Below are 24,521 nucleotides of genomic sequence, written 5' to 3'. Positions count from 1 at the left end.
GCGGGCGTGAGAGGCGCCAGGCTGGGCAACGGGACGGATGTTCCCTCCCCAAACGGACGACAAGGGAGTTCGTCGTGGCCCACGCAACCGACCCGCCCGCACCCCGGCCGGCGCACGGCGGTGACCCCGGACCGGGGTCGCGCACGCCGGACGACGCGGTCGCCGGTGCCTCCCGCTCCCGCGTGACCCTGCGCGTCAACGGCGTCCACCACGACCTGGACCTGGACCATCGCGTCACGCTCCTCGACGCACTGCGCGAGCACTTGGACCTGACCGGCGCCAAGAAGGGATGCGACCACGGGCAATGCGGCGCCTGTACCGTCCTGGTGGACGGCCGGCGCGCCAACAGCTGTCTGCTGCTGGCCGTCGCCCTCGACGGCTGCGAGATCACCACCGTGGAAGGCCTCGCCGCCCCCGACGGTGCCCTCCACCCGCTCCAGCACGCCTTCATCGAACACGACGCCTTCCAGTGCGGCTACTGCACCCCCGGTCAGCTGTGCTCCGCCGTGGGCGTGCTCCGCGAAGCCGCCGCCGGACACCCCTCACACGTCACCGCCACCGCCGCGCAGGCCGGGCCCGCGACGCTGACCGCCGAGGAGATCAGGGAACGGCTCAGCGGGAACCTGTGCCGCTGTGGTGCCTACCCCGGGATCGTCCGGGCCGTCGCCGAGGCCGGCGCGGACGCCACGGCCACCAAGGCCGGCGCGGACGTGATCGCATGAAGCCCTTCGCCTACGTACGCGCCACCAGCCTCCAAGAGGCCGCCGACGCCTACGCCGCCCACCCCGGTTCCCGCTACCTCGCCGGCGGCACCAACCTCGTGGACCTGATGAAACTGGGCGTCGAGACCCCCACCGCCCTCATCGACATCTCCCGGCTGCCCCTGGAGGAGATCACCGAACTCCCCGACGGCGGCCTGCGCGTCGGGGCCACGGTGCGGGGCAGCGACATGGCCGCCGACCCACGCGTGCGCACCCGCTACCCGCTCCTCAGCCAGGCGCTGCTCGCCGGCGCCTCCGGACAACTGCGCAACGTCGCCACCACCGGAGGCAACCTGCTCCAGCGCACCCGCTGCACCTACTTCCAGGACCTCTCCAAGCCGTGCAACAAGCGCGAACCCGGCAGCGGCTGCGGGGCCCGCGACGGAATCCACCGCGACCACGCGGTGCTCGGACACTCCGAGCGCTGCATCGCCACCCAGCCCTCGGACATGGCCGTGGCCCTGGCCGCGCTGGACGCCGAAGTCGAGCTGTACGGCGGACCGGACACCACCCGCACCGTCGCGGCCGGCGAGTTCCACCGGCTGCCCGGTGACCACCCCGAGCAGGACACCGTCATCCGCCCCGGCGAGATCATCACCGGGGTACTCCTGCCACCCCCGGCGCCCGGCGCCGTCTCGCTCTACCGCAAGGCCCGCGACCGCGCCTCGTACGCCTTCGCCCTCGTGTCGATCGGCGTCGTCCTCGACCTCGACGACGGCCGCGTACGCCGGATCGCCCTTGCCTTCGGCGGCCTGGCCCACCGACCCTGGCGGGCCACCACGGCCGAGGCGCGACTGATCGGCGCCGAGCCGCACCCCGACACCGTCCGCGCGGCCGTCGACGCGGAACTCGCCCGGGCACAGCCGCTGCGCGACAACGCGTACAAGATCCCCCTCGCCCGCAACCTCGCCTGCGACGCCGTCGCCGCGCTGGCCGGTACGCACCCCGGTTCCCCCGCCACGCCGTAAGCGGCGCCACCGACCAGGAACAGGACCACGATGAGCCCCACCTCCGCCACCCTCGACACCGCCGCCCAGGCCTTGCTCGGTGCCCCCGTCCCGCGGCGCGAAGGCCGGGAGAAGGTGACCGGCGCCGCCCGTTACGCCGCCGAACAGCACCTGCCCCGACGGGCCTACGCCTGGCCGGTGCCCGCGACGATCGCCCGCGGCCGGATCACCGCCGTCGACACCGCCGCCGCCCTCGCCCTGCCGGGCGTCCTGGGCGTCCTGACCCCGTACGACGCACCGCGCCTGGGACCCTCCGACGACCCGACCCTCCAACTGCTCCAGGACCTGCGGGTACCGCACCACGGGTGGTACGTGGCGCTGGCCATCGCCGACACCCTGGAGGGGGCCCGGGCCGCCGCCGACGCGGTGCGCGTCACCTACGAGGCCGAGCCGCACGACGTCACCCTGGGCGAGGACCACCCCGGCCTGTACACCCCCGAGGAAGTCAACGGCGGCTACCCCGCCCACCGGGAACAGGGCGACCCGGACGCGGCGTTCGCCGCCGCGCCCGTACGGGTCGACGCCCGCTACTCCGTGCCGCCCCTGCACAACCACGCGATGGAGCCGCACGCCGCCACCGCGGACTGGGACGCCGGGCGAGGCCGGCTCACCGTGTACGACTCCTGCCAGGGCACCACGGTGGTGCGCGCCGTCCTCGCCGGGCTGTTCCGGCTGCCGGAGGACAGCATCACCGTCCTGGCCGAGCACGTGGGCGGCGGATTCGGCTCCAAGGGCACACCGCGCCCCCACGTCGTCCTCGCCGTCATGGCCACCCGGCACTGCGGACGTCCCGTCACCCTGGCCCTGCCCCGACAGCACATGGCCGCCGTCGTCGGCCACCGCGCGCCGACCCTGCACCGCGTCCGGCTCGGCGCCCGCCCCGACGGCACCCTCACCTCCCTCAGCCACGAGGTCACCACGCACACCTCGCAGGTGCGCGAGTTCGTCGAGCAGGCCGGCGTACCCGCCCGGGTGATGTACGGGGCCCCGGACAGCCGAACCACCCACCGGGTCACCGCGCTCGACGTGCCCACCCCCTCCTGGATGCGGGCCCCCGGCGAGACACCCGGCATGTACGCCCTGGAGTCGGCCATGGACGAGCTGGCCGACGCCCTCGGCATGGACCCCGTCGAACTGCGCGTACGCAACGACCCGGACACCGAGCCCGACAGCGGCCGCCCCTTCAGCAGCCGCCACCTCGTGGAGTGCCTGCGCGAGGGTGCGCGCCGCTTCGGCTGGCCCGGCCGCCGGCCGCCCCTGCGGGAGGGGCCGTTGCTCATCGGCACCGGCGTGGCCGCCGCCACCTACCCCGTGTACATCGCCCCGGCGGGCGCCCGGGCCCACGCCCGCCCCGACGGGAGCTACCTCGTCGAGGTCAACGCCACGGACATCGGGACCGGCGCCCGTACGGTCCTCTCCCAGATCGCCGCCGACGCGCTGCGCGTCCCGCTCGACGCCGTCTCGCTGTCCATCGCGAACAGCGCGCTGCCTCCGGGCCCCGTCGCCGGCGGCTCCACCGGAACGGCCTCCTGGGGTTGGGCGGTACACGACGCGTGCACCGCCCTGACCGACCGGCTCGCCCGGCACGAAGGGTCGCTGCCCGCCGCGGGGCTCTCCGCGTCCGCCGACACCACCCAGTCGGCGAAGCAGAAGTCACCGTACGCGCGCCACGCGTTCGGGGCGCACTTCGCCGAGGTCCAGGCGGACACGGTCACCGGAGAGGTACGCGTACGCCGGATGCTCGGCGTCTTCGCCACCGGTCGTGTCCTCAACCCCCGTACGGCACGCTCCCAGTTCATCGGGGGGATGGTGATGGGGCTGGGCATGGCCCTGACCGAACACGGCGACATCGACCCGGCGTTCGGCGACTTCGCGGAGCGGGACCTGGCCGCCTACCACGTGCCGGCCAACGCCGACGTCCCGGCCGTCGAGGCCCACTGGATCGACGAACACGACAAGCACCTCAACCCGATGGGCAGCAAGGGCATCGGGGAGATCGGCATCGTCGGCGCCGCGGCGGCCATCGGCAACGCCGTGAGCCATGCCACCGGACGGCGCCTGCGCGAGCTGCCCCTCACCCCCGACCGGGTCCTGGCCGCCCTCGCCGGCGACCCGGCCGGGGCGGGGCCCACGGGATGACGGCCGGGCAGTCGACGGACCTCGTGCTCCCGCGTCGTGCGCAGGATCTCCCGCGCCCCGTCGTCGCCGCCGAGGCGAGACGACGGGGCCCGACGGCCGGACGAGAAAGGGCATTGACATGACCACTCCCCTCGGAGCCGCCGCGCACCGGCCCACGGTCGCCGTGGTCACCGGAGCCGATTCCGGGATCGGCCGTGCGACCGCCGTTCGGCTCGCGGCCGCCGGGCTGGACATCGGCATCACCTGGCACACCGACGAGGAGGGAGCGCGGGCCACGGCGGAAGAGGTGCGGGGCCATGGCCGCAAGGCGGCCGTCGCCCGGCTCGACCTGACGGAACTGCCGGGGGCGGCCGACGTGATCGACGCGCTCGCCGACGAACTCGGCCGGGTCGACGTTCTGGTCAACAACGCCGGCACCGGCACCGCCGAACCGTTCCTCGACATCGGCCTCGACCGGCTCCGCCACGTCCTGGACGTGGATCTCGTCGGACCCTTCCTGTGTTCCCAGCGCGCGGCGCGCCGCATGATCGACCAGGGCGACGGAGGTCGGATCGTCAACGTCACCTCGGTGCACGAGCACCAGCCGCGCGTCGGGGCCGGACCCTACTGCGCGGCGAAGGGCGGTCTCGGCCTGCTCACCCAGGTGATGGCGCTGGAGCTCGCGGAGCACGGGATCACCGTCAACTCCGTCGCGCCGGGGGAGATCGCCACGCCGATGACCGGCCAGGAGGACCAGGACGTGCGCGGCGAACGCCGGCCGGGCGTGCCGCTGGGGCGGCCAGGGGACGCCCGGGAGGTCGCCGCGGTCATCGCCTTCCTCGCCGGGGAGGAGGCCGGCTACGTCACCGGAGCCTCGTGGGCCGTGGACGGCGGCATGCTCCGCATGGGGCCCATGGCGGGCTCCCACCTGGAGAACGACCGCTGGCGTACTCCCTGACGCCGCTGCCCGCCGCGCCGCCCGCCGCGCCGCCGCTCCCGGCGCGGCGGGCGCGGCAGGTTTCGTCGGCCCCCGATGGGCAGACGCCGGGCATGCGAGCACACAACCCCGACCCCGACCCCAAGAACACCTCCGGACTCGAACCCGGCGGCGGAGTGCCGCCCGGCGAGACCCCGCCCGCGGAGTCCAGTACCAGCTCCGGCGCCGGGCCCTACCGACCGCTGAAGCCCGGCTGGGGCAACGGGCCCCTGGTGGCCATCTGCGTCGTCGCCATCCTCTGTGCGGCCTTCTTCCTCGCCTACGCGATCATCCTCGTGTCCCGGTGAGCGATCCGCCTCCACGGCCGGGACCTGGCCGATTGGAGATTTCTACGAGGCCGTATCCATTGATCATCAGGGCGGTTCCTCTCCGGCGCGGTCCTCGTGCCATGCTCAAAGGGTGCAGGCCGAATCCGCGGTTCCCGAAGACGGCGCGGTCCCCGAGAGGGACGCGTCGGGGCCCGACGACGGCTCGGCGCCCGAGGTGCTGGCGTTGGCCAAGGTCGTTGCCAGACTCCGCTCGGAGATCGCGAGCCTGGAGGCCCTGGCCTCCACCGCGGCGGTACTGGAACGGGCCAAGGGCGTCCTGATGGCCCGCACGGGTGCTTCGGCCGAAGAGGCGTACGAGGCGCTGGTCGCCGCGGCCGAGGTGCAGGGCCGCACGCTGATGGAACAGTGCTGGATCACCCTGGGCCAGGGCCGCTCACGACCCGCCCCCGACCCGGCGGCAACCCGCATCGTCCTGCCCTCCGAGAACGCGGAGCCGCGAGGATCGGTGTTCAGCTCCGGTCGATACCTCCCCCGCGGCAGCCGTGCCCTCGGCGTTCCCGCCGTCGTGGGCGGACGTCCCGACCCGCGTCGGCTGCTGGCCGGGCTGGCCGGCAGGCTGGCGGACGCCCGTACCGCCGACGACGTGGCGGACTTCCTCTGCGATGCCGTGGGCCACGACTTGGGCATCGAAGGGTTGATGATCTACGCGCTGGCCGAAGCGGGCCGGTTGGAGCTGGTCGGCCACACGGGCGTCGACCGGGCCCTGGTCGGCCAATGGCGCGACATCCCGCCGCTCGCGAACATCGCCGCGCTGGACGCGATCGCCGGCGCCCGGCCCGTCTGGCTGGAAGACGCCACGGCGGACGCCGAGCGCTACCAGCTCATCGGCGACAACCCCGGGCGGTGGCCCACCCGCGCCTGGATTCCCCTACCGGGCGCGGGTGGTACGGCCGACCTCGTCGTCGGCTTCTTCCGGGGCCGGCCGGGCCCCTTCGACGGGGACGCCCGCACCGTACTGTGCGAGGCCGCGGCGCTGTGCGCCGGACCCCTGCGGGCCGTCCGCGGACCCCTCGCCGTCCCCATGGACCAAGAGGTGGCCGCCATCCAGGCCGTTTTCGATGCCCTTCCCGGCACGGCCATCCTGCTTTCGCCGCTGCGCGCGCCGACCGGCGAGGTCGAGGACTACCGGATCGAGGCGGCCGCCCCCGGCTCCGTGGACGTGGCGGGCCGCCGGGGCAAGGAACTCATCGGCCGGCGCGTCCTGGAGACCTACCCCACCGTGGCCGGCACCGCGCTGTGGCAGGGCTACCTCGACGCCCTCGCCACCGGGACGACGTACGTCGGCGAGCCGTTCTCCTACCAGGAGGTGGTGGCGGGCGTCCCCGAGCAGTCCTCGTACTCGGTACGGGCGACGCGGCTCGGCGGCCGGCTCGTGGTCACCTGGATCCGCCACGACGTCGCACGGCGCGAGGAACGACGGCTGGCCGCCATGCAGCGCCTGGGCAACCTCGGCTGGGCCGACTGGAACCTGACCACGAACACCATCCAGTGGTCCGAGCACGTCTACGCCATCTTCCACCGCGACCCGGCGCAGGGTCCCATGACGCTGGAGGAGCTGCCCGAACACCTGCTGCCCGACGACCTGCCCGCGCTCGCCGCCGATGTCGAGCGGCTGCTGCGCGACGGCGGCCCGATCGACCGGAAGTTCCGCGTGGTCGTCCCGGACGGCCTGCGGCACCTGCGCATCGTCGCCGAAGCCGAGACCGACGCCGACGGCACACCGGTGGAGGTGCACGGCTTCTTCCAGGACCTCACCGCGCAGCGCGACGCCGAACTGGCCCTCCGGGAGAGCGAACGGGCCGTGCTCGTACAGCGGGGCATGCTCCAGGCCGAACGCACCCTCGCCGCGCGCCTCCAACACGCCCTGCTGCCGACCCCCGAACGGTCGATGGAACTCGCCGGTCTGCGCGTCGACGTGGCCTACCTGCCCTCCGACAGCGGGGTGAACGTCGGCGGGGACTGGTACAGCGCCATCGAACTCCCCGACAGCAGCGCCCTGTTCGTCGTCGGTGACGTCGCCGGACATGGGCTGGACGCCGTCGGCACCATGGCCCAGCTCAGGTTCACGGCCAAGGGCATGATCGTCACCGGTTCGGCACTCGCCGACGCCCTGACCCGACTCAACACCCTCCTGATCCACACGCCTCCGGACGGGTTCGGCACCTCGGCCACCGCCACCATGATCATGGCGCGCTACCGGCCCGAGGAGCACCGGCTGTCCTGGGTGAGGGCCGGGCACCTGCCGCCGCTGCTGGTGCGCGACGGCCGCGCGGAGTACCTGCCGTTGCCCGAGGGCGGGCTGCTCGGTGCCGCATTCGCCTCCGCCTACGAGGAGGTCACCCTCCGCCTGGAGCCCGGCGACCACCTGCTGCTCTACACCGACGGGCTGATCGAGGTACCGGGGGAGAGCATCGACCGGGGGCTCGAACGGCTCGCGCGGGCCGCCGTCGAGACCGTGGGCGGTGACCGCCCCGAACCACTGGCCAGGCTTCTGGCGGAGCTGCGCCCGGGCCGGCGTGACGACGTCTGCGTCCTGGACATCCACCTGCCGGCGGAACCCCGCCCGCCCGCCGATCGCGCCCCGGAAGGGGGCGGCTGACGGGCGGGCGGGGCCGCCGGCGGCTCGCCGTCACGCCGAGGCGGGGAACCGGTCCCAGACGCGGTGGGTGCCCAGCAGTGCGATGACCTCCGCGAGCGCCGACGAACCGTTCTTCGCGGTGACCAGGCCGGGGGCGCCGGCCGGCAGACCGGCCTCCTGCCAGACCGACTCGGCGCCGTCCCAGCCGCCGATCGCCTTCGCGTGCCGGAAGGCCTCCGAGACGAGCAGGAGCACCCTCGGGTCGGTGCCCACGGCGCTCCCCGGGACGGCCTTGCGCCCGCTCTTCTTGGCCCCGGCCTTCGCGTCGCGCGGGCCCTTCGCGTCCGCGCCCGGCGCCGGGGCGCCCGCCACCAGCAGGGCGTCGAACTCGACGGAGCGGGCGTTGGCGAAGGTGCGCTGTACGGGCAGTGCGTTCTTGCCGGTGCCGAGGGCGCCTGCGGTCGGCGCGATGATCAGGGGAACCATGCCGGCGTCGAGCACGGACTGCCGCAACGCGCGCAGCCCCTTCAAGTCGCTGTCCGCTCCGGCGACGATGCCCACGACCCGCCCGTCCAGCGGCCAGGTCTGCCCGATCTGCGAGAGCGCCGGACTCGGCTCCGGCTCCGCGAGCTGCTGCGTGGCGGCCGGGGCGGGCAGCCCGAGACCGGCGGCGACCTGCTCGCACAGCTCGGTGTCGATGTTGGCGAGCACCGCCAGCACGCGCTGCCTGATGGTGGGCTCGTAGCACTTGCTCAGCTCGAACGTGTAGGCCGAGATGATGTGCTCACGCTCGACCGGCGTCATGCTGAGCCAGAACAGCCGGGGCTGGCGGAAGTGCTCCGCGAAGGACTCGGGCGCCTCCCGGACCTTGTGCGCGGCGGGCGTCTCGACCGGCACCTCGATGTAGGCACCCGTGTCGGCTCCGGCGAGGAACGGGCAGCCGCCGTCGAGGGAGTTGGGCCGGTACGGCGCCGTCCCGGAGTGCACGGCCGTCTGGTGCATGCCGTCGCGCAGCATGTCGTTGACCGGGGCGTGCGGGCGGTTGATCGGGATCTGGGCGAAGTTGGGGCCGCCCAGCCGGCTGATCTGCGTGTCGAGGTAGGAGAAGAGCCGCCCCGACAGCAGCGGGTCGTCCGTGATGTCGATGCCGGGCACCAAGTGACCCGGGTGGAAGGCGACTTGCTCGGTCTCGGCGAAGAAGTTCGACGGGTTCCGGTTGAGCGTCATCACGCCGATCGGCTGGACCGGCGCGAGCTCCTCCGGCACGATCTTCGTCGGGTCGAGCAGGTCGATCCCCTCGAACATCTGGTCGGGGGAGTCGGGGAAGGTCTGAACGCCCAGCTCCCACTGCGGGTAGGCACCCGATTCGATGGCGTCGGCGAGGTCGCGCCGGTGGAAGTCGGGGTCGATGCCGTTCGTCAGCTGTGCTTCCTCCCAGACCAGGGAGTGCACGCCGAGTTTCGGCTTCCAGTGGAACTTCACCAGGGTGGTCGCGCCCTTGGCGTTGACCAGCCGGAAGGTGTGGACGCCGAATCCCTCCATCATCCGGTAGGAACGCGGGATGCCGCGGTCCGACATGTTCCACAGGGTGTGGTGCGTGGCCTCGGTGTGCAGGGACACGAAGTCCCAGAAGGTGTCGTGCGCGCTCTGCGCCTGCGGGATCTCCCGGTCGGGGTGCGGCTTCCCGGCGTGGATGACGTCCGGGAACTTCACGGCGTCCTGGATGAAGAAGACCGGGATGTTGTTGCCCACCAGGTCGAAGGTGCCCTCGGGGGTGTAGAACTTCGTCGCGAAGCCCCGGGTGTCGCGGACGGTGTCGGCGCTGCCGCGCGAGCCGAGCACCGTGGAGAACCGTACGAAGACCTCGGTCTCGGCGCCCTTCGCCAGGAAGGCCGCCTTGGTGATCCGGGCCGCCGTGCCGTAGGCCTGGAAAACGCCGTGCGCCGCCGCGCCGCGGGCGTGGACCACGCGCTCGGGGATGCGCTCGTGGTCGAAGTGGGTGATCTTCTCGCGCAGGTGGTGGTCCTGGAGCAGGACCGGTCCGCGCGGTCCCGCCTTGAGGGAGTGGTCCGTGTCGTGGAGGCGGGCGCCCTGCGCGGTCGTCAGGTAGGAACCGGTCTGGGCCACCGCCTCCTGGGGGACGCCGGTCGGCTGCCCGGTCGGACTGAGCGTGTCCGGACCGCTCTGGTCCGCCTTGGGCGGCAGCGGGTCACGGGGCTCGGTCGGCTCGGCGAAGGCCGGGGGCTCGGGCGCCGGCCTGCCCGGGACGCCGTCCGCCGGGGCGCCGGTGCCGGCCGGTTCGACCGGAGAGGTCCTCGGAGCGCTCTTCTTCGCCGCGATCGCCTTCTTCGCCTTCTTCTGAACCATTACGGGTTGCCTTCCGGTCGGGTGTGTCTTCCGGTGGGTCGGTCGGGTGTGTGCGCGAGCGTCGGACGGAGGGGGGGCCGTCCCGGGGCTCACGCGGTGCTGGGCCGCGGGTCGTTCGCGTCGTACCAGACGCGGGGTTCCCCGGGCTGCTCCGGGACGCTCGCGCCGTCACCGGCGCGGACGGCCCGTACGACACGGTCGTGCAGGAGGCGGCTCTGGTATCCCGAGGGGCACGGGGCGGGGCTGCCGGCGATGGTGAACCACTGCGGTTCGCCGGTGCGGCGGACGGTGACCCGGGCGTACCCGTCGGCCCAGCCGGTATGGATGTCGACGGTCCCCGTCAGGGCGCCCGCCTCGCGCGTCGCGACTCCGCCCCGTCCCGTCGCGACAGCGTTCGTCGTCCACGATGCCCATCCCATGTCGGTGCCTCCTGCGTCCCGGTGCCCCGAGGGGCGCCACCGATCGGCGGCTACCCCCGGCCGCGAAAGGCATGCGCCGGTACGTATCCACCGGTATGGGGACGCGCCGCAACCGGTGTGAGGGCAGGTATGCGCCGTTATTGCCGGGTTGCATTGGGGCGCGGGGAGCGGGTAGGGGCGCACTGTGGCAGACCGGGGCACGACGCACGGAGGAAGAGTGGCTCGGCCCCGCAGGCCCGGTGCCGTCGCCGCGGTGGCCGTCGCCCTCCTCGTCACGGGGTCGGCGAGCGGATGCGGGACGGCCGGGGTGCGCGAGGACGACGCGCGGGGCGCCGCCACGGCATTCGAAAAGTCCCTGGACGCCAAGGACTTCACGGGCGTCTGTACCCGGCTGACGCCACAGACCCGCCAAGAGGTGGAGGACTCCGAGGGCAAGGGCTGCGCGGACGCGGTCCGGGGCCTGGCCCTGCCGGCCGCCGGTGACCTGGTACGCGTGCGGGTGTACGGACGCCAGGCGCAGGCCGGTGGACCCGGCGACACGCTGTTCCTGTCGCAGTTCGACCACGGTTGGAAGGTCGTCGCCGCGGGCTGCGAGGCCCGGCAGGGGCAGCCGTACCAGTGCGCGGTGAAGGACGGGTGAGGACGATGCGCACCCTGTTCGTGCTGTGCCTGCTCGTTGTGGTGGGCGGAGTCGTGTACTTCAGCGCCCTGGGTCTGATGCACCGATGACCTCGCTTGGTCGTGCCGCCCGTGTCGCACCGAGGAACGGAGGAGCCGTGGGCATGCGCCGCTTCGTTCGAGACAATTCGCTCACCTTGGCCTTCATCTTCGCCACGGTGTGGCTGTTGCAGCGCGGCTCGCCGGAGTCCAAGGAACTGCACAAGGCGGGCACCGAATCGGACGCGGAGCAGAAGACCGGCCGGCACGCCGACGCGGACTCGCCGCGCTGGGCCGCCGCCGCGGGATGGCGCGGCGGCGTGTACTCGCGGTCCCTCGGCATCGTCATGGCCGTGCTCTTCCTGCTCTCCTGGCTCGCCCAGTCCATCGCGGGCACCGCCGCCTACGACGAACAGCAGCTGCGCGACCTCCAGGACCCCATCGCCTGGCACCAGTACGTGGCCTCGGCGGACTTCTGGTCGCGGACCCTGCAGAACTGGCAATCGGAGTTCCTGGCCGTCGCGTCCATGGCCATCCTCTCCGTCTACCTGCGCCAGCGCGGGTCCCCCGAGTCCAAGCCCGTGGGCGCCCCGCACGACGCCACCGGCGTGGAGGGCTGACCCCGCGCCCGTCGTCCGGTCACGGCGCCCACCGTCCGGTCACGGCCACGACGGCTCCTTGCGCGGAACCACCACCAACTCGGAGACCACGCTGCCGGTCGGCGCCGACAAGGCGTACAACACGGTGTCGGCGACCACGTCCGGGCTCTGGAGCATCGACACGTCCGCGTCGGGGAAGCGCTCCATGATGAACGGGGTCTCCATGCCGCCCGCGATGACCCCCGTGACGCCGATCCCCGTACAGTCCCGCTGCGCCTCCTTGAAGAGCGTGTGCGTGAACGCCCGCAGCCCCGACTTGCTCGCCGAGTACGGGCCCGCCTCGGTCCAAGTGCGGTTGGACGCGGTGGAGAGGATGTTGACGATGTGGCCGCCGCCCCGGGCGACCATGCGCCGGTAGACCTCCAGGCACAGGTACATCGGCCCGAGCAGGTTCGTCGTGACGACCCGGGTCACCTCCTGCGCCGTCAGGTGCTCGATCGGTTTCGAGACGTCCACGGCGGCGTTGTTCACCAGGATGTCCAGCGACTGCCCCTCCTCGTCGAGGTCACGGAAGACCCTCGCCACCGCCGTCGGGTCACACACGTCCAGCTCGACGAACCGGGCCTCGCCCCCGGTGACCATCAGGTCGGCGCACAGCTCCTGCGCCAGGTCCTTGCGTACGTCCGCCACCACGACGGAGGCGCCCGAGGACGACAGCCGCCGAGCGATCGACGCGCCCAGCCCGCGCGCCCCGCCCGTCACGAGCGCCCGCTTGCCGTGAAGATCGACCTGCACCCGACTCTCCATCTCCTGCCCTTCCTCGCACCGACCGCGCAGACGGGCCGCACCGACCGCGCAGACCGGTCGCGGTGAGTGAGCGGCCGGTCGCCTCTCGTCTCCCACTGTGAGCGCGACCCTCCCGCCGGGCACGCCGGACTACGCCGCCTGCGGTCGCCGCTCCGGTGACCCGCGCCACAGCCCGAACCGACTTCGCGGCAGTGACGGTTCCTGTGATGAAACCCACCAGAAGTCCAGGGACCGTACGGGGCAAGGGATTCGGCCGCGAACGACGGGCGGGGGAGACGGCTCACACCCCGGCGGGGGTTTTCGTCTGCCACGATATTTCGCCGGGACAGCACCGCCGGCGCCGCAGCACCGCCCGGGCCGGTGCGCCGGCCGCGCGGCTCGCGCGCACCCCGCCCGAACCGCCGCCCCCGGCCACCGCCACACTGGCCACTTCCTCCCGGCCACTCCATCCCAGCCTGCCGAGCCCCGGGCTGCTCCACGAAGAAATCGACTGTGCCCTCCTCGACGCCCCTCGTGCCCGGCCCCCGCCCCGCGCCGCCCGCCACCCCCTCTGCCTCGGCCTCCGCCTCCCGCTCCCCGTGGCGCTCCCTGCGTTACCGCGGCATGCGCTGGTGGTCCGTCGCCAACCTCGTCTCCAACACCGGAACGTGGATGCAGCTGACGGTCCAGAACCTGCTGGTGCTCCAGATCACGGGCTCCGTCGCCGCCACCGGACTGTCGATGTCCGTCCAGGCGGCGCCCGGCCTGCTGATGGGGCTGGCCGGCGGCTCCGCCGTGGACCGCTGGCCCCGCAAGCTGACCGCCGCCGTCAGCCAGGCACTGCTGGGAGCCGTCGCTTTCCTGACCGCGTTCCTCGTCGCGTTCGACCAGTTGAACCTGGCCGTCCTCATGGTGCTCGCCGCCACCACGGGGATCATCGCCACCGTCGACGGGCCGGCCTGCGCCCTGCTCGGCAACGACCTGGTCCCCACCGAGGACGTGCCCTCCGCCATCGGTGTCGGTTCCCTCGTCTCCAACGCCGGAAGGCTGGCGGGGGCCGCCCTCGCCGGTGTCGTCGTCGGCTTCCTCGGCACCGGCGCCGCCTACGCCGCCAACGGCGCCTCCTTCCTCTTCGTCGCCGCCGTCATCCCCTTCCTCAAGGCCGTCCGACAGAACGGACCCGCCGCCGCGCCGAGCGCCGCCGAGCGGGCCGCCCGGCCGCGTGCGAAGGCCGCGGAGCGCGAGGGCGCCGCGGAGCCCGTGGACGCCCCGCAGGGCATGGGCGCCCGCGACGGCTTGGTGTTCTTCCTGCGCCGCCCCCGGCTGGTCGCCTTGGCGGCCATCAGCGGCCTCAGCGCCCTGCTGGGACGCAACTACGGTCTGACCCTCGTGGTGCTCGTCACCGGCCCGCTCGCGGGCGACGCCGCGGCCTTCGGCACGGTCTCCACGGTTCTGGCCGTCGGCGGCATCCTGGGCGCCGTGCTCGGAGCCCGGCTCCGCAAGCCCACCGTGCGCTTCGTCGGCGTGCTGGCCGCCGCCGGGGCGCTGCTCCAGGTACTGGCCGGGCTGTCGCCCTCGCTCACCGTGCTCCTGGTCCTGGTCCTGCCGATGGCGGTGGCCGAGTCGGTATCGGAGACGGCCGGCGCCACCGTCTTGCAGACCGACCCGCCCGCCCACATGCGCGGGCGCGTGCTGGGCGTCTGGAGCACCGTGAAGACCCTCTGGGGTCTCGCGGCGCCTCCCACGCTCGGCCTGCTGATGGAGTGGGCCGGGGTGCGCGGCGCACTGGTCGCGGGCGGACTCGTCGTGTTCGCCGTACTGACCTCGGGCCTGCTGCTGCGCGGCCGACGCGACGCACCGGTCGTCGTCCCGGCGACCGCGATGGTACTGACTCCGGTCCGGTCGCACCTGGAGGCCGCTGCCTGAACTCGCCAGACCGGGCCGGGGCGCGGCGGGGGGAGTCAGCGGGCGGGCGCGGGCGCCGGCAAGCCCCGTACCGCCTCGACGACCTCCTCCACGGTGATCCGAAGCAGCCGGGGATCGGGCAGCGAGCCGTGCGCGTCGCCCGGCCGCAGCGCGTCCTCGCCCGGCCCTCGGTGCCACAGGGCGCGGTGCCGGGTGCTTTGGGGCGGTCCCCACAGCCGTGGCGCCACGGGCCCGAACAGCACCACGGAAGGGGTCCCGAAGGCCGTCGCGAGGTGCGCGAGCCCGGTATCCCCCACCACCACGCAGCGCGCCGCCGCCACGAGTGCGCACAGCGTCGCGAAGGGCACGTCGCCGGCGCCGCCCAGCACCGCCCCGGGCGGCAGGCCCGCCTCCTCCGCCACCCGCCCGGCCAGCCGCGCCTCACCCGCGCCCGCCGTCACCACGACCTCCTCGCCGCAGGCCCGCAGCGTGCGCGCCACGGACGCGAACCGCTCCAGGGGCCAGCGCCGGGCCCCGGCGTCCGCTCCGGGATGGATGACGACGGCGCCCGGGGCCGGTGAGGGCCCGTCCGGGGCGGGGATGCGCAGGTCCTCGGGATCGGCCCGGACCCCGTACCAGCCCAGGAGCCGGCACCAGCGCTCCCGCTCGTGTTCGTCCGCCAACCATTCGGGGCCCTCGATGTCCGGGGTCTCGGGATGCCGGTAGGCGAACAGCCGCCGTGGCCCCAGGCGCTGGAGCAGCAGATGGCTCGGCGGCCCGTTGCCGTGCAGGTCCACGGCCAGTTCCGGCGGCGGACCCTCCCAGGCCAGCGCGGCGGGCACCGCCCGGCCGGGCGCGGACGCGGGCAGCAGCCGGTCCACCAGGCCGGTGGCGGCGGCGGCCTGCGCCAAGCGGGCGGGCGCGGCCAGCACGATGTCCCGGCCGGGCAGGGCTCCGCGCAGCGCCCGCAGCGGGGGCACGGCGGTCAGCAGGTCCCCCAGCCCCAGCGCCCGCAACACCAGCACCGCGGGGCGGGGCGGGTTCCCGAGGACATCGCGTCGATGGTGGCTCATGGGACCTCCCGGGATAGCGTGCGCACGTCAGGGCGTCGTCGGGGCCACGGGTGCGGCGGCCCGGGCGGCGCGGTGGGCGAGGGTGGTGGTGGAACGGCCGTCGAGGTACGGCAGGACCACCGCCTGGCCGCCCCACCGCCGCAGCACCTCCGCCTCCGGGAGCTCCCCGGCCGAGTAGTCGCCGCCCTTGACCCACACGTCGGGCCGCAGCCGGTTCAGCAGTCGCGCCGGGGTGTCCTCCCCGAACGGGGCGACGGCGTCGACGCTGCCGAGCGCCTCCAGCACCCGCACCCGGTCCGCGAGCGGGTTCAGCGGCCGCCCGGGTCCCTTGAGCCGGCCCAGTGAGGCGTCGGAGTTGACGCACACGATCAGGCAGTCCCCGATGCGCCGGGCGCTCTCCAGCAGCCCCACGTGCCCGGCGTGCAGCAGGTCGAAGCAGCCGCCCGTGGCCACCACCGTGCCGCCGCGCGCCCGGACCTCCCTGGCCAGTGCGAACGGGTCCCGCTCCCGGGCCGGTCGCGGGGCCGTGGCGGCGCCGCTCCGCCACAGCAGGCGGTTGGCCGCCCCGCCGGCCGCGACGAAGGCGGCCGCCTCGGCCACCCCCCGCTCCACCGCCTCCTCCGGCAGCGCCCCGTCCGCCAGCGCCGCCGCCGTCGCGGCGGCGAAGCAGTCGCCCGCCCCGCACGGGTCGCCCACGGCGCGGTACGGCGCGGGGACCAGCATCGGCGTCTGCGCGCCGGGCCGCGTCAGCAGCACCCCGCGCTCGCCCAGGGTCACCGCCACCGCGGCGGCCCGCCACCGGTCCGCCAGTTCGGCGCCCCGCTCCGCGTACGCCCGCAGGCAGACGCCCTCGACAGGGCTGAGTGCCCGTGCCTCCGCCGCGTTCGGCGTCACCAGTCGCGCCCCGACCACCGGGGCGTCGCCCCTGGGGTGCGGGTCCCAGACCAGCGGCACCCGCGGGGCCACCGCCTCCAGAGCCTCCCGTACGGCGCGGGCCGTCAGCCGCCCGTAGTCGGCCACCAGCACCGTCCCGGCCTGCTCCAAGGCCTCCCGGACCGCGCGCGCCGGGGAACCGGGGGTGCCTCCGCCGCGGTCGATACGGACCAGAGGCCGCCCGCCCGCCAGGACCCGGGTCTTTACCGGGAGGCTGCCTTCGAGCGGGATCTCCACCACCCGAACCCGCCCGCGCAGCGCGGTCCGTACGGTCTCACTGGCCTCGTCGTCGCCCAGCGCCGTGACCAGGACCACCTCCCGGCCGCCCCGGGCCGCGAGCACGGCCGCGAGCCCCGCGCCGCCGGGCCGGCGCCGCTCGCCCGTGACGTCGACGACGGGCGCCGGGGCGTCGGGGGACAGCCGGGTGGAGACACCCTCGATGTCCTCGTCCAACAGGACGTCGCCCACCACCACGAGCGGTTCGTGCCCGGTCACGGCAGCCGCCTGAAGACCGGGACCGCCCCGGACCGCTTCGGCGCCGAGGCGCGGTCGCGGCCCTCGCGCCCGCGGCTCACCGGACGGGCGGCGCCCGGAGTGGCGGCGGCGGAGTCGAAGGCCTCGCACAGCAGGTGCACCGCCACCAGGTGGGTCTCCTGCACGGTGGCGGTGGCGGGCGCGTCGACGTGCAGCGCCTCGTGGGCGGCCTCGGCCAGCGGGTTCGGTCCCGGGCCGGTCATCGCCCACACCTCCATCCCCGCGGTCCGGCCCGCGATGGCGGCCGAGATCAGGTTGGGGCTGCGGCCCGAGGTGGACAGCAGCACGAGGACGTCGCCCGGACGGCCGTGCGCCGCCACCTGGCGGGCGAAGACCTGGTCGAACCCGTAGTCGTTGCCGATCGCGGTGAGGCTGGAGGTCTCGGCGTGCAGCGCGATGGCGGAGTAGGCCGGCCTTTCCTGTCGGAAGCGTCCCACCAGTTCGGCGGTCAGGTGCTGGGCCTGGGCGGCACTGCCCCCGTTGCCGGCGGCCAGCAGCCGGCCGCCCGCGGGCAGCACGGCCGCGAGCCGCGCGCCCCAGTCGCCGAGCCGGCCGAGGCCGTGGCTGCGCAGTCGCTCAAGGGCGTCCTGGAGCGACTGGCAGTGTCGGTGAGCGCCGTCGAGTGCGAAGTGATCGGTCATGGCGGCCGGGCGCCGGTCGGGCCTTGGGGCCGCGGCCGTACCCGTCCCTCCTTCGGTGGTCGGTGGTGCCCGGTGGGGTCCGGAGGATGGGGTGTCAGCGGGCTCCCGCCACGGCCGTGCGCGCGCTGAGCACCGAGCGGTACGCCGTCTCGGTGGCCGAGGCGACGTTCGCCCAGCCGTACAGGCTCAGTACACGGCGGCGGCCCGCGGCCCCGTACGCCTCCCGCAGCGCGGGGTCGGCCAGCAGTTCGCCGACGGCGGCGCTCAGGGCCCCGGCGTCGCCCGGCGGTACCAGCCGGCCGGTGACGCGGTCGGCGACGGTGTCGGCCTGTCCGCCGACCTCGCTGGCGACGACCGCCTTGCCGCAGGCCATCGCCTCCAGCGGGACGATGCCGAAGGGTTCGTAGTCCGCGGGGCAGAGCACGACGTCGGCGCTGCGCAGCAGGGCCGGTACATCGGCGCCGGCCACTGCGCCGGTGAAGCGGACCCGGTCGGCGACACCGGCGGCCCGCGCCAGGTCCCGCAGGCGGCGCACCTCCGGGTCCGCGTCGATCCGCTCCGGCGGGGGACCGCCCGCCACGACGAGTTCCGCGTCGGGCAGCGCGGCCAGGGCGGTGATCGAGACGGCGGCGCCCTTGCGGGGGACCAGTCGGCCCAGTTGGAGCAACCGATGGCGGTACCGGCCGCGCTCGGCCACCGGCCCCTCCGGGGAGAACTCCCGCGGGTCCACCCCGCAGGGCACGACGTCGACCTTCTCGGTCGGCACCCCCATCCCGGCGAGCTCCGCGACCTCGTCACGGCAGGTGGCGACCACCCGGTCGCAGCCGAGCCCCACCTGCACCTCGCACGGGACGCGGGCCGGCGGGCTGGTGTCGGCGTGCCCTTGGTGGCGCCGCTTCACCGTGCCCAGCGCGTGGAAGGTGTGCAGCAGCGGCAGCCGGAGCTCGCGCGCGACCTGGAGCGAGGCGAGCCCCGACATCCAGAAGTGGGAGTGCACCAGGTCGGGCCCCCGCTCCTGCCATTCCAGGGCCAGGTAGCGGGCGAACTCCAGCATGTGCGGCAGCAGTTCGTCCTTGGGCAGTTGCTCCGCCGGCCCGGCCGGCACGTGGTGTACCACTACGCCCGGGCGCAGCGGCTTGGTGACCGGCAGTTCCCTGGAGTCCCAGCGGGTGTACACGGTCACCCGGTGGCCCCGGTCGGCGAGCGCCCCCGCCAGCCGGGCGACGTGTACGTTCTGGCCGCCGGCGTCGACTCCGCCCAGGGCGGCCAGGGGACTCGCGTGCTCGGACACCAGGGCGATGGACAGGCTCCTCCCGGCGGGGCGAGTGAGAAGGGGGCGCCGTCGCGCTGTCATGAGCGGACCTCCGTCATCACGCGCTCCCAGTCGGCCAGGAAGCGCTTGAGTCCGTACCGTTCCAAGACGGCCTGGCGGGCCCGCGCGCCGTCCTCGGCCGCCGCCTGCGGATCCTCCCGATAGAGCCGGGCGGCCCGCGCCAGCACCTCGGGACGGGTCGACAGCGTCCCCGTGCCGGGCGGTACGGCCTCCACCGCCTCGGTGGTGGCCAGCGCGACGACGGGCATGCCCAGGTGCATGGCCTCCAGGAGGGAGAGCCCCAGTGAGGTCCAGCGCACCGGGTGGATGTACATCCGCCGCGCGGCCATCGCCTCGTGCAGGGCCCGTTGCGGCAGATCGGCGCTGCGGCACCGGTCGGCCGGTACGCCCAGGTGTCCGGCGAGGCCCTCGGTCCGCATGCCGAACACATCGAGCGGTACGGCTTCGCCGAGGGCGGCCAGCAGGTCCGTCCCGGTGTAGCGGCCCCTGCGGACGGGGTCGTTGACGACGACGGCGGCCCGGGCGAGCCGGCCCGAGTACAGGTGTCCCGGGTCGACGATGCCGTGTTCGATCACCTCGGTCCGGGTGGAGCCGTTGTCCCAGAACAACCGGTTGAAGTGGGTGACGTGGACGAGGAGGAGGTCGTCGCGGTCGGCGAAGGGGTGCCGGGTGCGGGGGACGTCGCCATCGGGCGCGTTGTGCTCCAGGTAGACGGCGGGCACGTCCCGGCCCGGGCGGCGCCCGCCCAACCACCGCTCGGCGAGCTCCACCTCGTGCGGGCGTTGGAGGACGACCAGGTCGACGGGCGTCTCGCGCAGTTCCCCGGGCGTCACCTCCTTCACCGAATCCGGCCAGGAGAAGGTGCGGGCGCGCCCCAGGCCGTCCGGGTCGCGTTCCGGGGTGACGGGCACCAGATACGTGTGCGGCCCCTGGACGAAGGCGGTGGTCCAGGACCCGTGCACGTGCCACAGCAGGATCTTCATACCCTCGCTCCTCGCTCCGTTTCGGATGAGCCGCCCGCCCGGGCCGGCCGCGTCCCCAACGCGGTCCCGCCGCCCAGCGTCGCCACCGCCGCCAGCACCTCCACGTCGCTCACCCCGTCCAGGCAGGGGTGACCCTCCACCGGACAACGGCGGGCCCTGGTCCGCGCGCAGCGCGCCTCCTGGTCGCCGAGCAGGACGTGGGGCACCCCGTACGGACGCCAGCGCTCGGCGGGAACCACCGGCGCGAACAGACAGGCGACGGGGGTGCCCGTCGCGGCGGCGAGGTGCGCGGGACCGGTGTTGCCGGTGAGGACCACCCGGGCGCCCGCGAGGACGCCCGCCAACTCGGCCAGATCGGCGGTGACCCCGCCGAGGTCCAGTGCGTGGTCACCCGCCACCCGGGCGGTCAGGTCCTTCTCGGCGCGACTGCCGGTGACCACCAGCCGGTAGCCCGCTCCACTGAGCGCCTCGGCGGCGCGCGCCGCCCGCGGGGCGGTCCAGGCGCGTGCCGGGGCGGCCGCCCCGGGATGCAGCACAACGTACGGCTGCGGCCCGGTCAGGTGCGCGGTGTCGGGCGGGGTGCGCACGCGCAGCGCCCCGTCGTCGCCGCGCGGCAACGAGAACCCGCAGTCCCGTGCCAGGTCCAGCGCGGCCCGCGTCTCGTGCCGGTGCGGCAGGCGCCGGTGACGCAGGTCGAGCAGGGAGCCGGGATAGTCCTCGCAGTCGGCGGCGGCCCAGGGGACCCCCGCCAGTTTCAGCAGCAGGGCCGCCGGCAGCGGGCTCTGGTGGTAGGAGACGAGGATCAACGCCCGGTCGAAGCGGCCCGCCCCGATCGCCTCCAGCAGCCCGGCGCACTCCCGGTAGGAGGCCGGGGCGGGCTCCAGCCCCACCCAGGGCGCGTCGTACACCAGCACGTCGTCCACCCCGGGGAGCAGCCGGGCCGCCTGCTCGCCGAGCGGCCCGCAGAGCACCGCGGTGTACGAGGAGCCCGCCGCGACCGCCCGGACCGCCGGCCCGGCCAGCAGCACGTCACCCGCGCTGTCCAGCCGTACCACCAGCGTGCGGGGGCCGCTCACGGCGCGCTCCGCGGGCTCGTGGCCGCCACCGCCGGGGTCCGGTCTCCCAGCACCAGCCGGACCGCCGCGAGCAGGTCGGGCGCCGTCTCGCCGGCCGCCAGGACCTCCTCCGGCAGGGTCCGCCCGGTAGGTACGAGGACACCCCGGGCGCCGGCCGCGCGCGCCGCCTCCACATCGGCCCCGATGTCACCGATGACCACGGTCCGCCCGGCGGGCACCCCGAGGTACCGGCAGGCGGCCAACACCAGGCCCGGGGCGGGCTTTCGGCAGCCGCAGGCGTCGCGCGGACCGTGCGGGCACACCGCCCACACCGCGAACGGTCCGAAGAGCCCGTCGACCCGCTCGCGCACGGCCAGCACCTGGGAGCGCGACAACAGACCGCGGGCGACGCCCGACTGGTTGCTCACGACCCCCACCGGGATGTCGAGGGCGCGTACGGCGGCCACGGCCTCGCGGGCCGAGGGCATCGGCGCCACCCGCCGGGGGTCGCCGTTGTAGGGCACGTCGGCCACCAGGGTGCCGTCCCGGTCGAACAGCACCGCCCGGGGCAGCTCCGGGTCCGCCTCGTGGCCGGGCCGGACCCGGGGGGACGCCTCGAACAGCCAGGGGCCGGGCGGCAGCGGCCGGGTCATCGCGGCACCGGTTCCCGGACCGGTGTGCGCGGCGTACGCGCCGGCGCCGCCTCCGGCCGGGGGCGCCACGGCAGCGCCCGGCGGTGGCGCACCTGTCCGCGCAGCCAGTGCCAGGTGGCGACCGGCGGGATCAGCACGCTGGTCACCGCCATGGACAGCACCTCCTGCCGGCTGCGGGGTCCCGGCGCGATCCGCGCTCCCGCGAACTCGGCCGTACCCGCCAGCCACCCGGTCGCGCACGCGACGGCGGCGCCGCGCCTGCCGAGGACGGCGCAGGACACCGCCCCGGCCGCCGCTCCGGTCACCAACAGGTGGCGCGGCAGCCGGCCGCGGGGCGCGCTCGCCCGGCTCCACCAGCCGCCGCCGTGCAGCCGGTTCATCAGGACGTCGTCGGCGTTGCCGGCCTGCTGGCGTACGGAGACCCAGCGGTCGGCCGGGCGCACGGGATGGGTGGTGCGTCGCAGGCCCTCGTCCAGGCTCCAGCCTGCGTCCAGGACCCGCAGCGCCAGATCGGCGTCCTCGCGAAAGGCCCGCCGGAACCGCTCGTCGAACCCGCCGACCGCTTCCAGCACTTCCGGCCGGTAGGCCATGTCGGCGGTGATCCACCGCGCGGTGGCCAGCCCGGCCGTGCCGCGCTCCCAGTCGGTGGGGCGGCGGTCGCCGGGCAGCGGCACCGCTATCCGGGCGGAGATCCCGCCGGTCCGCTCGGAGGCCGCGGCGAGGTCACCGGCCAGTTCCTCGCCCCATTCCGGTCCGGGCAGCACGTCGTCGTCGAGGAAGACGATCCAGTGGGCGACGCCGCCCACCTCGCGGCGGCCGGTGTTGCGCGCGGCGGCGGGCCCGCGGCCCCCGCCGGACACCGTCACCGTGACGTCGCGCAGTGCGTCCGGGACGTCGACGGGCAGGGGTGTCCCCTCGGCGCGGGGGCGGTCGTCCACGAGGACGACCCGGACCGGCTTGGGCCCGGCGCAGGCGGCCAGCGCGGCCAGGCACCGGCTCAGGCTCGGGCGGCCCAGGGTCGGTACCACCACGGCGTACGGCGGGGCAGTGCGGGGAGGGGCGTACGCGGTCATCGGGACCAACCTTCGTCGTCGGAGCGGTCGTCGGTACGGAAGAACGAACCGCGCCGGATCGCGTACGGTCCGATCGCGAGGAGGTCGACGGGCGACGAACCGAAGCACTCCAACGCGTCGCGCGGATCGTCCACCATGGGCCGACCGGCCGTGTTCAGGCTGGTGTTGACCACGACGGGTACCCCGGTGAGCCGCTCGAAGTGGCCCAGCATCCGGGCCACCAGCGGCTCGGACGCCGGGTCGACGGTCTGGATGCGGGCGGTGCCGTCGACGTGTACGACGGCGGGAATCCGCTCGCGCCACTCGGGCGCCACGTCGTGCACGAACAGCATGTACGGGCTCGGGACGGGCCCGGTGAAGATCTCGGCGGCGCGGTCGGCGAGCACCATCGGCGCCACCGGCCGGAACTGCTCGCGCCCCTTCACGTCGTTGAGCCGCTCCAGGTTGCCCGCGTGTCCCGGGTGCGCGAGCAACGAACGGTGGCCCAGAGCCCGCGGTCCGTACTCCGAACGCCCCTGGAACCAGGCGACGATGGCGTTGTCGGCAAGCGCCCGGGCGACCGTCTCGGCGATGTCCGGGGGCCGTTCGAAGGGCACGGCGGCCGTCTTGAGCCAGGCGCCGAGCTCGGCGTCGGACCAGTCGCGTCCCAGGTCGGCGCCGGTCATCGGCTCCGGGTCGTCCCCGGCGCCGGCGGCCAGCAGGAGGGCGCCACCGAGGGCGGTCCCCGCGTCACCGGCGGCCGGCTGTACCCAGACCCGGGAGAAGGGCCCCTCGCGGGCGATGCGGGAGTTGGCGACGCAGTTCAGCGCGACACCGCCGGCCAAGGTCAGGACGCTGTCGTGGGTCTTGCCGTGCAGCCAACGCGCCAGGTCGAGCAGCGTCTCCTCCAAAACGGCCTGCGCACTGGCGGCGACATCGGCGTGCTCGCGCGTCCAGGCCTCCTCGGGCCCGCGGGGGGAGCACAGTTCGTGCCAGGGGACCCCGGAGGCGTGGAACCCGCCGTCGCCGGTGGGGTACACGTGACGGCGCAGCTCCGCCAGCATCCGCGGGGTGCCGTGCGAGGCGAGGGCCATGACCTTGAACTCGTCGGAGGAGCGCAGGAATCCCAGGTGGGCGGTGAGCTCCTCGTACACCAGGCCCAGGGAGTGCGGGAGTTCCTGGGAGTGCAGGGGCTCCAGCCGGTCGTGGATGCGGCGGGCCGCGAGGTGCGAGGCCCGCTCGCCGCGCCCGTCCAGGACCAGTACCGAGGAGGTCTCGGCCCCGGCGGCGGCGAAGGCGGCGGACGCGGCGTGCGCCATGTGGTGCGGTACGAAACGCACGAGGGCGGGATCCAGCCCCGGCAGGGCGCTGCGCAGGAAGTTCGGCGCCTCGCGGGCGTAGGTCAGCCGCAGGTGGTCCCAGGGGTCGTCCAGGCCCATCTCCCCGGCGGGCCGGGCGAGGTCCGGGTCGAAGGAGTAGGCCACGGCGTCGAGGTCCCGGGGGCGCAGACCGGCCCGGTGCAGGCACCAGGAAGCGGCCTGTACGGGCAGTTCCCAGGCGGAGAAGGGCACCGGGCGCTTGCCGTGCTTCCGTCGGGAGAAACGTTCCTCCTCGGCGGCGGCGACGATGTGGCCGTCGATGACGAGCGCGGCGGCGGGGTCGTGGAAGAGGGCGTTGATTCCGAGAATGCGCATGTCTGGCGGCCTTTCGGCGGAGGGAGCGGCGGGCGCGGGGACGGACG

The 24,521-nt window shown here is 74.7% G+C and carries 20 protein-coding genes and 1 pseudogene; 9 read left to right on the top strand and 12 right to left on the bottom strand.

Features of this window, described 5'->3' with window-relative positions:
- Window positions 1–74: 74 nt before the first annotated feature.
- The 6 genes from ACV7NM_RS03745 (at window position 75) to ACV7NM_RS03720 (ending at window position 7,811) form a co-directional block, all read left to right on the top strand.
- Complete coding sequence (locus ACV7NM_RS03745) at window positions 75–722, top strand: 2Fe-2S iron-sulfur cluster-binding protein (RefSeq protein ID WP_463408882.1); 648 nt, start codon at window positions 75–77, stop codon at window positions 720–722.
- Complete coding sequence (locus ACV7NM_RS03740) at window positions 719–1,729, top strand: FAD binding domain-containing protein (RefSeq protein ID WP_463408881.1); 1,011 nt, start codon at window positions 719–721, stop codon at window positions 1,727–1,729. The genes ACV7NM_RS03745 and ACV7NM_RS03740 overlap by 4 nt, the downstream gene beginning before the upstream one ends.
- A 30-nt stretch (window positions 1,730–1,759) precedes the next feature.
- A complete protein-coding gene (locus ACV7NM_RS03735; protein ID WP_463408880.1) occupies window positions 1,760–3,907 on the top strand; it encodes a xanthine dehydrogenase family protein molybdopterin-binding subunit in 2,148 nt (715 codons plus the stop codon).
- A 118-nt stretch (window positions 3,908–4,025) separates the two neighbouring features.
- The gene (locus ACV7NM_RS03730; RefSeq protein ID WP_463408879.1) at window positions 4,026–4,844 is read left to right on the top strand and encodes an SDR family oxidoreductase; all 819 of its coding nucleotides are present in this window, start codon (window positions 4,026–4,028) and stop codon (window positions 4,842–4,844) included.
- Window positions 4,845–4,936: 92 nt separating this feature from the next.
- Window positions 4,937–5,170, top strand: coding sequence for a DUF6480 family protein (locus tag ACV7NM_RS03725; RefSeq protein ID WP_463408878.1), 234 nt, complete (start codon window positions 4,937–4,939; stop codon window positions 5,168–5,170).
- Window positions 5,171–5,282: 112 nt separating this feature from the next.
- Window positions 5,283–7,811, top strand: coding sequence for a SpoIIE family protein phosphatase (locus ACV7NM_RS03720; protein WP_463408877.1), 2,529 nt, complete (start codon window positions 5,283–5,285; stop codon window positions 7,809–7,811).
- Between the two features lie 30 nt (window positions 7,812–7,841).
- Here the strand turns inward: ACV7NM_RS03720 and ACV7NM_RS03715 are convergent, their stop codons facing one another.
- Window positions 7,842–10,157 carry a catalase gene (locus ACV7NM_RS03715; RefSeq protein WP_463408876.1) on the bottom strand — a complete coding sequence of 772 codons (2,316 nt, stop codon included), beginning with the start codon at window positions 10,155–10,157 and terminating at the stop codon, window positions 7,842–7,844.
- An 89-nt stretch (window positions 10,158–10,246) separates the two neighbouring features.
- Window positions 10,247–10,576 carry a hypothetical protein gene (locus tag ACV7NM_RS03710; protein WP_463408875.1) on the bottom strand — a complete coding sequence of 110 codons (330 nt, stop codon included), beginning with the start codon at window positions 10,574–10,576 and terminating at the stop codon, window positions 10,247–10,249.
- Between the two features lie 217 nt (window positions 10,577–10,793).
- On the opposite strand from ACV7NM_RS03710, the gene ACV7NM_RS03705 reads away from it, so the two are divergent.
- Both ACV7NM_RS03705 and ACV7NM_RS03700 read left to right on the top strand, forming a co-directional pair.
- Window positions 10,794–11,216 (top strand): hypothetical protein, encoded by a 423-nt coding sequence (locus tag ACV7NM_RS03705; protein ID WP_463408874.1) that lies wholly within the window; start codon window positions 10,794–10,796, stop codon window positions 11,214–11,216.
- A gap of 181 nt (window positions 11,217–11,397) precedes the next feature.
- Window positions 11,398–11,853: pseudogene (locus ACV7NM_RS03700) on the top strand (DUF6766 family protein); the annotation flags it as partial.
- 39 nt (window positions 11,854–11,892) lie between these two features.
- Here the strand turns inward: ACV7NM_RS03700 and ACV7NM_RS03695 are convergent.
- Window positions 11,893–12,627, bottom strand: a complete 735-nt coding sequence (locus ACV7NM_RS03695; RefSeq protein WP_463408873.1) for an SDR family oxidoreductase — start codon at window positions 12,625–12,627, stop codon at window positions 11,893–11,895.
- A gap of 504 nt (window positions 12,628–13,131) precedes the next feature.
- Here ACV7NM_RS03695 and ACV7NM_RS03690 point away from each other — a divergent pair.
- On the top strand, window positions 13,132–14,544 hold the full coding sequence (locus ACV7NM_RS03690) for an MFS transporter (RefSeq protein ID WP_463408872.1): 1,413 nt from the start codon (window positions 13,132–13,134) through the stop codon (window positions 14,542–14,544).
- A gap of 35 nt (window positions 14,545–14,579) precedes the next feature.
- Here ACV7NM_RS03690 and ACV7NM_RS03685 read toward each other — a convergent pair whose 3' ends face one another.
- The 9 genes from ACV7NM_RS03685 to ACV7NM_RS03645 all read right to left on the bottom strand — a co-directional run bounded on the left by ACV7NM_RS03685 (window position 14,580) and on the right by ACV7NM_RS03645 (window position 24,474).
- Window positions 14,580–15,596: a glycosyltransferase family 9 protein gene (locus ACV7NM_RS03685; protein ID WP_463408871.1), complete on the bottom strand. Its 1,017-nt coding sequence runs from the start codon at window positions 15,594–15,596 to the stop codon at window positions 14,580–14,582.
- Between the two features lie 27 nt (window positions 15,597–15,623).
- Entirely contained in the window at window positions 15,624–17,024 is a 1,401-nt protein-coding gene (locus tag ACV7NM_RS03680; protein WP_463408870.1) for a PfkB family carbohydrate kinase, read from the bottom strand.
- Window positions 17,021–17,704, bottom strand: coding sequence for a D-sedoheptulose-7-phosphate isomerase (locus tag ACV7NM_RS03675; protein WP_463408869.1), 684 nt, complete (start codon window positions 17,702–17,704; stop codon window positions 17,021–17,023). The genes ACV7NM_RS03680 and ACV7NM_RS03675 overlap by 4 nt, the downstream gene beginning before the upstream one ends.
- A 94-nt stretch (window positions 17,705–17,798) precedes the next feature.
- Window positions 17,799–19,058 carry a glycosyltransferase gene (locus ACV7NM_RS03670; RefSeq protein ID WP_463408868.1) on the bottom strand — a complete coding sequence of 420 codons (1,260 nt, stop codon included), beginning with the start codon at window positions 19,056–19,058 and terminating at the stop codon, window positions 17,799–17,801.
- Window positions 19,055–20,020, bottom strand: coding sequence for a glycosyltransferase (locus tag ACV7NM_RS03665; RefSeq protein ID WP_463408867.1), 966 nt, complete (start codon window positions 20,018–20,020; stop codon window positions 19,055–19,057). Before ACV7NM_RS03665 ends, ACV7NM_RS03670 begins: the two co-directional genes overlap by 4 nt.
- Window positions 20,017–21,096, bottom strand: coding sequence for a glycosyltransferase family 9 protein (locus tag ACV7NM_RS03660; RefSeq protein ID WP_463408866.1), 1,080 nt, complete (start codon window positions 21,094–21,096; stop codon window positions 20,017–20,019). The genes ACV7NM_RS03665 and ACV7NM_RS03660 overlap by 4 nt, the downstream gene beginning before the upstream one ends.
- On the bottom strand, window positions 21,093–21,728 hold the full coding sequence (locus ACV7NM_RS03655) for a D-glycero-alpha-D-manno-heptose-1,7-bisphosphate 7-phosphatase (RefSeq protein WP_463408865.1): 636 nt from the start codon (window positions 21,726–21,728) through the stop codon (window positions 21,093–21,095). The genes ACV7NM_RS03660 and ACV7NM_RS03655 overlap by 4 nt, the downstream gene beginning before the upstream one ends.
- Complete coding sequence (locus ACV7NM_RS03650; protein ID WP_463408864.1) at window positions 21,725–22,801, bottom strand: glycosyltransferase family 2 protein; 1,077 nt, start codon at window positions 22,799–22,801, stop codon at window positions 21,725–21,727. Before ACV7NM_RS03650 ends, ACV7NM_RS03655 begins: the two co-directional genes overlap by 4 nt.
- Window positions 22,798–24,474: a carbamoyltransferase family protein gene (locus ACV7NM_RS03645; protein WP_463408863.1), complete on the bottom strand. Its 1,677-nt coding sequence runs from the start codon at window positions 24,472–24,474 to the stop codon at window positions 22,798–22,800. Before ACV7NM_RS03645 ends, ACV7NM_RS03650 begins: the two co-directional genes overlap by 4 nt.
- Window positions 24,475–24,521: the final 47 nt, after the last annotated feature.

Source organism: Streptomyces sp. Tek67B01 (assembly GCF_055231995.1).
Note: the sequence above shows the minus strand (reverse complement) of the source record. Positions and strands in the feature narration are given on the sequence as shown.

Excerpts from the sequence above, each read along its gene's own strand:
- ACV7NM_RS03675 (WP_463408869.1), bottom strand. The coding sequence starts at position 17,704 with ATGACCGATCACTTCGCACTCGACGGCGCTCACCGACACTGCCAGTCG.
- ACV7NM_RS03665 (WP_463408867.1), bottom strand. The coding sequence starts at position 20,020 with ATGAAGATCCTGCTGTGGCACGTGCACGGGTCCTGGACCACCGCCTTC.
- ACV7NM_RS03650 (WP_463408864.1), bottom strand. The coding sequence starts at position 22,801 with ATGACCGCGTACGCCCCTCCCCGCACTGCCCCGCCGTACGCCGTGGTG.
- ACV7NM_RS03655 (WP_463408865.1), bottom strand. The coding sequence starts at position 21,728 with ATGACCCGGCCGCTGCCGCCCGGCCCCTGGCTGTTCGAGGCGTCCCCC.
- ACV7NM_RS03725 (WP_463408878.1), top strand. The coding sequence starts at position 4,937 with ATGCGAGCACACAACCCCGACCCCGACCCCAAGAACACCTCCGGACTC.
- ACV7NM_RS03645 (WP_463408863.1), bottom strand. The coding sequence starts at position 24,474 with ATGCGCATTCTCGGAATCAACGCCCTCTTCCACGACCCCGCCGCCGCG.
- ACV7NM_RS03740 (WP_463408881.1), top strand. The coding sequence starts at position 719 with ATGAAGCCCTTCGCCTACGTACGCGCCACCAGCCTCCAAGAGGCCGCC.
- ACV7NM_RS03735 (WP_463408880.1), top strand. The coding sequence starts at position 1,760 with ATGAGCCCCACCTCCGCCACCCTCGACACCGCCGCCCAGGCCTTGCTC.
- ACV7NM_RS03685 (WP_463408871.1), bottom strand. The coding sequence starts at position 15,596 with ATGAGCCACCATCGACGCGATGTCCTCGGGAACCCGCCCCGCCCCGCG.
- ACV7NM_RS03715 (WP_463408876.1), bottom strand. The coding sequence starts at position 10,157 with ATGGTTCAGAAGAAGGCGAAGAAGGCGATCGCGGCGAAGAAGAGCGCT.
- ACV7NM_RS03670 (WP_463408868.1), bottom strand. The coding sequence starts at position 19,058 with ATGACAGCGCGACGGCGCCCCCTTCTCACTCGCCCCGCCGGGAGGAGC.
- ACV7NM_RS03730 (WP_463408879.1), top strand. The coding sequence starts at position 4,026 with ATGACCACTCCCCTCGGAGCCGCCGCGCACCGGCCCACGGTCGCCGTG.
- ACV7NM_RS03710 (WP_463408875.1), bottom strand. The coding sequence starts at position 10,576 with ATGGGATGGGCATCGTGGACGACGAACGCTGTCGCGACGGGACGGGGC.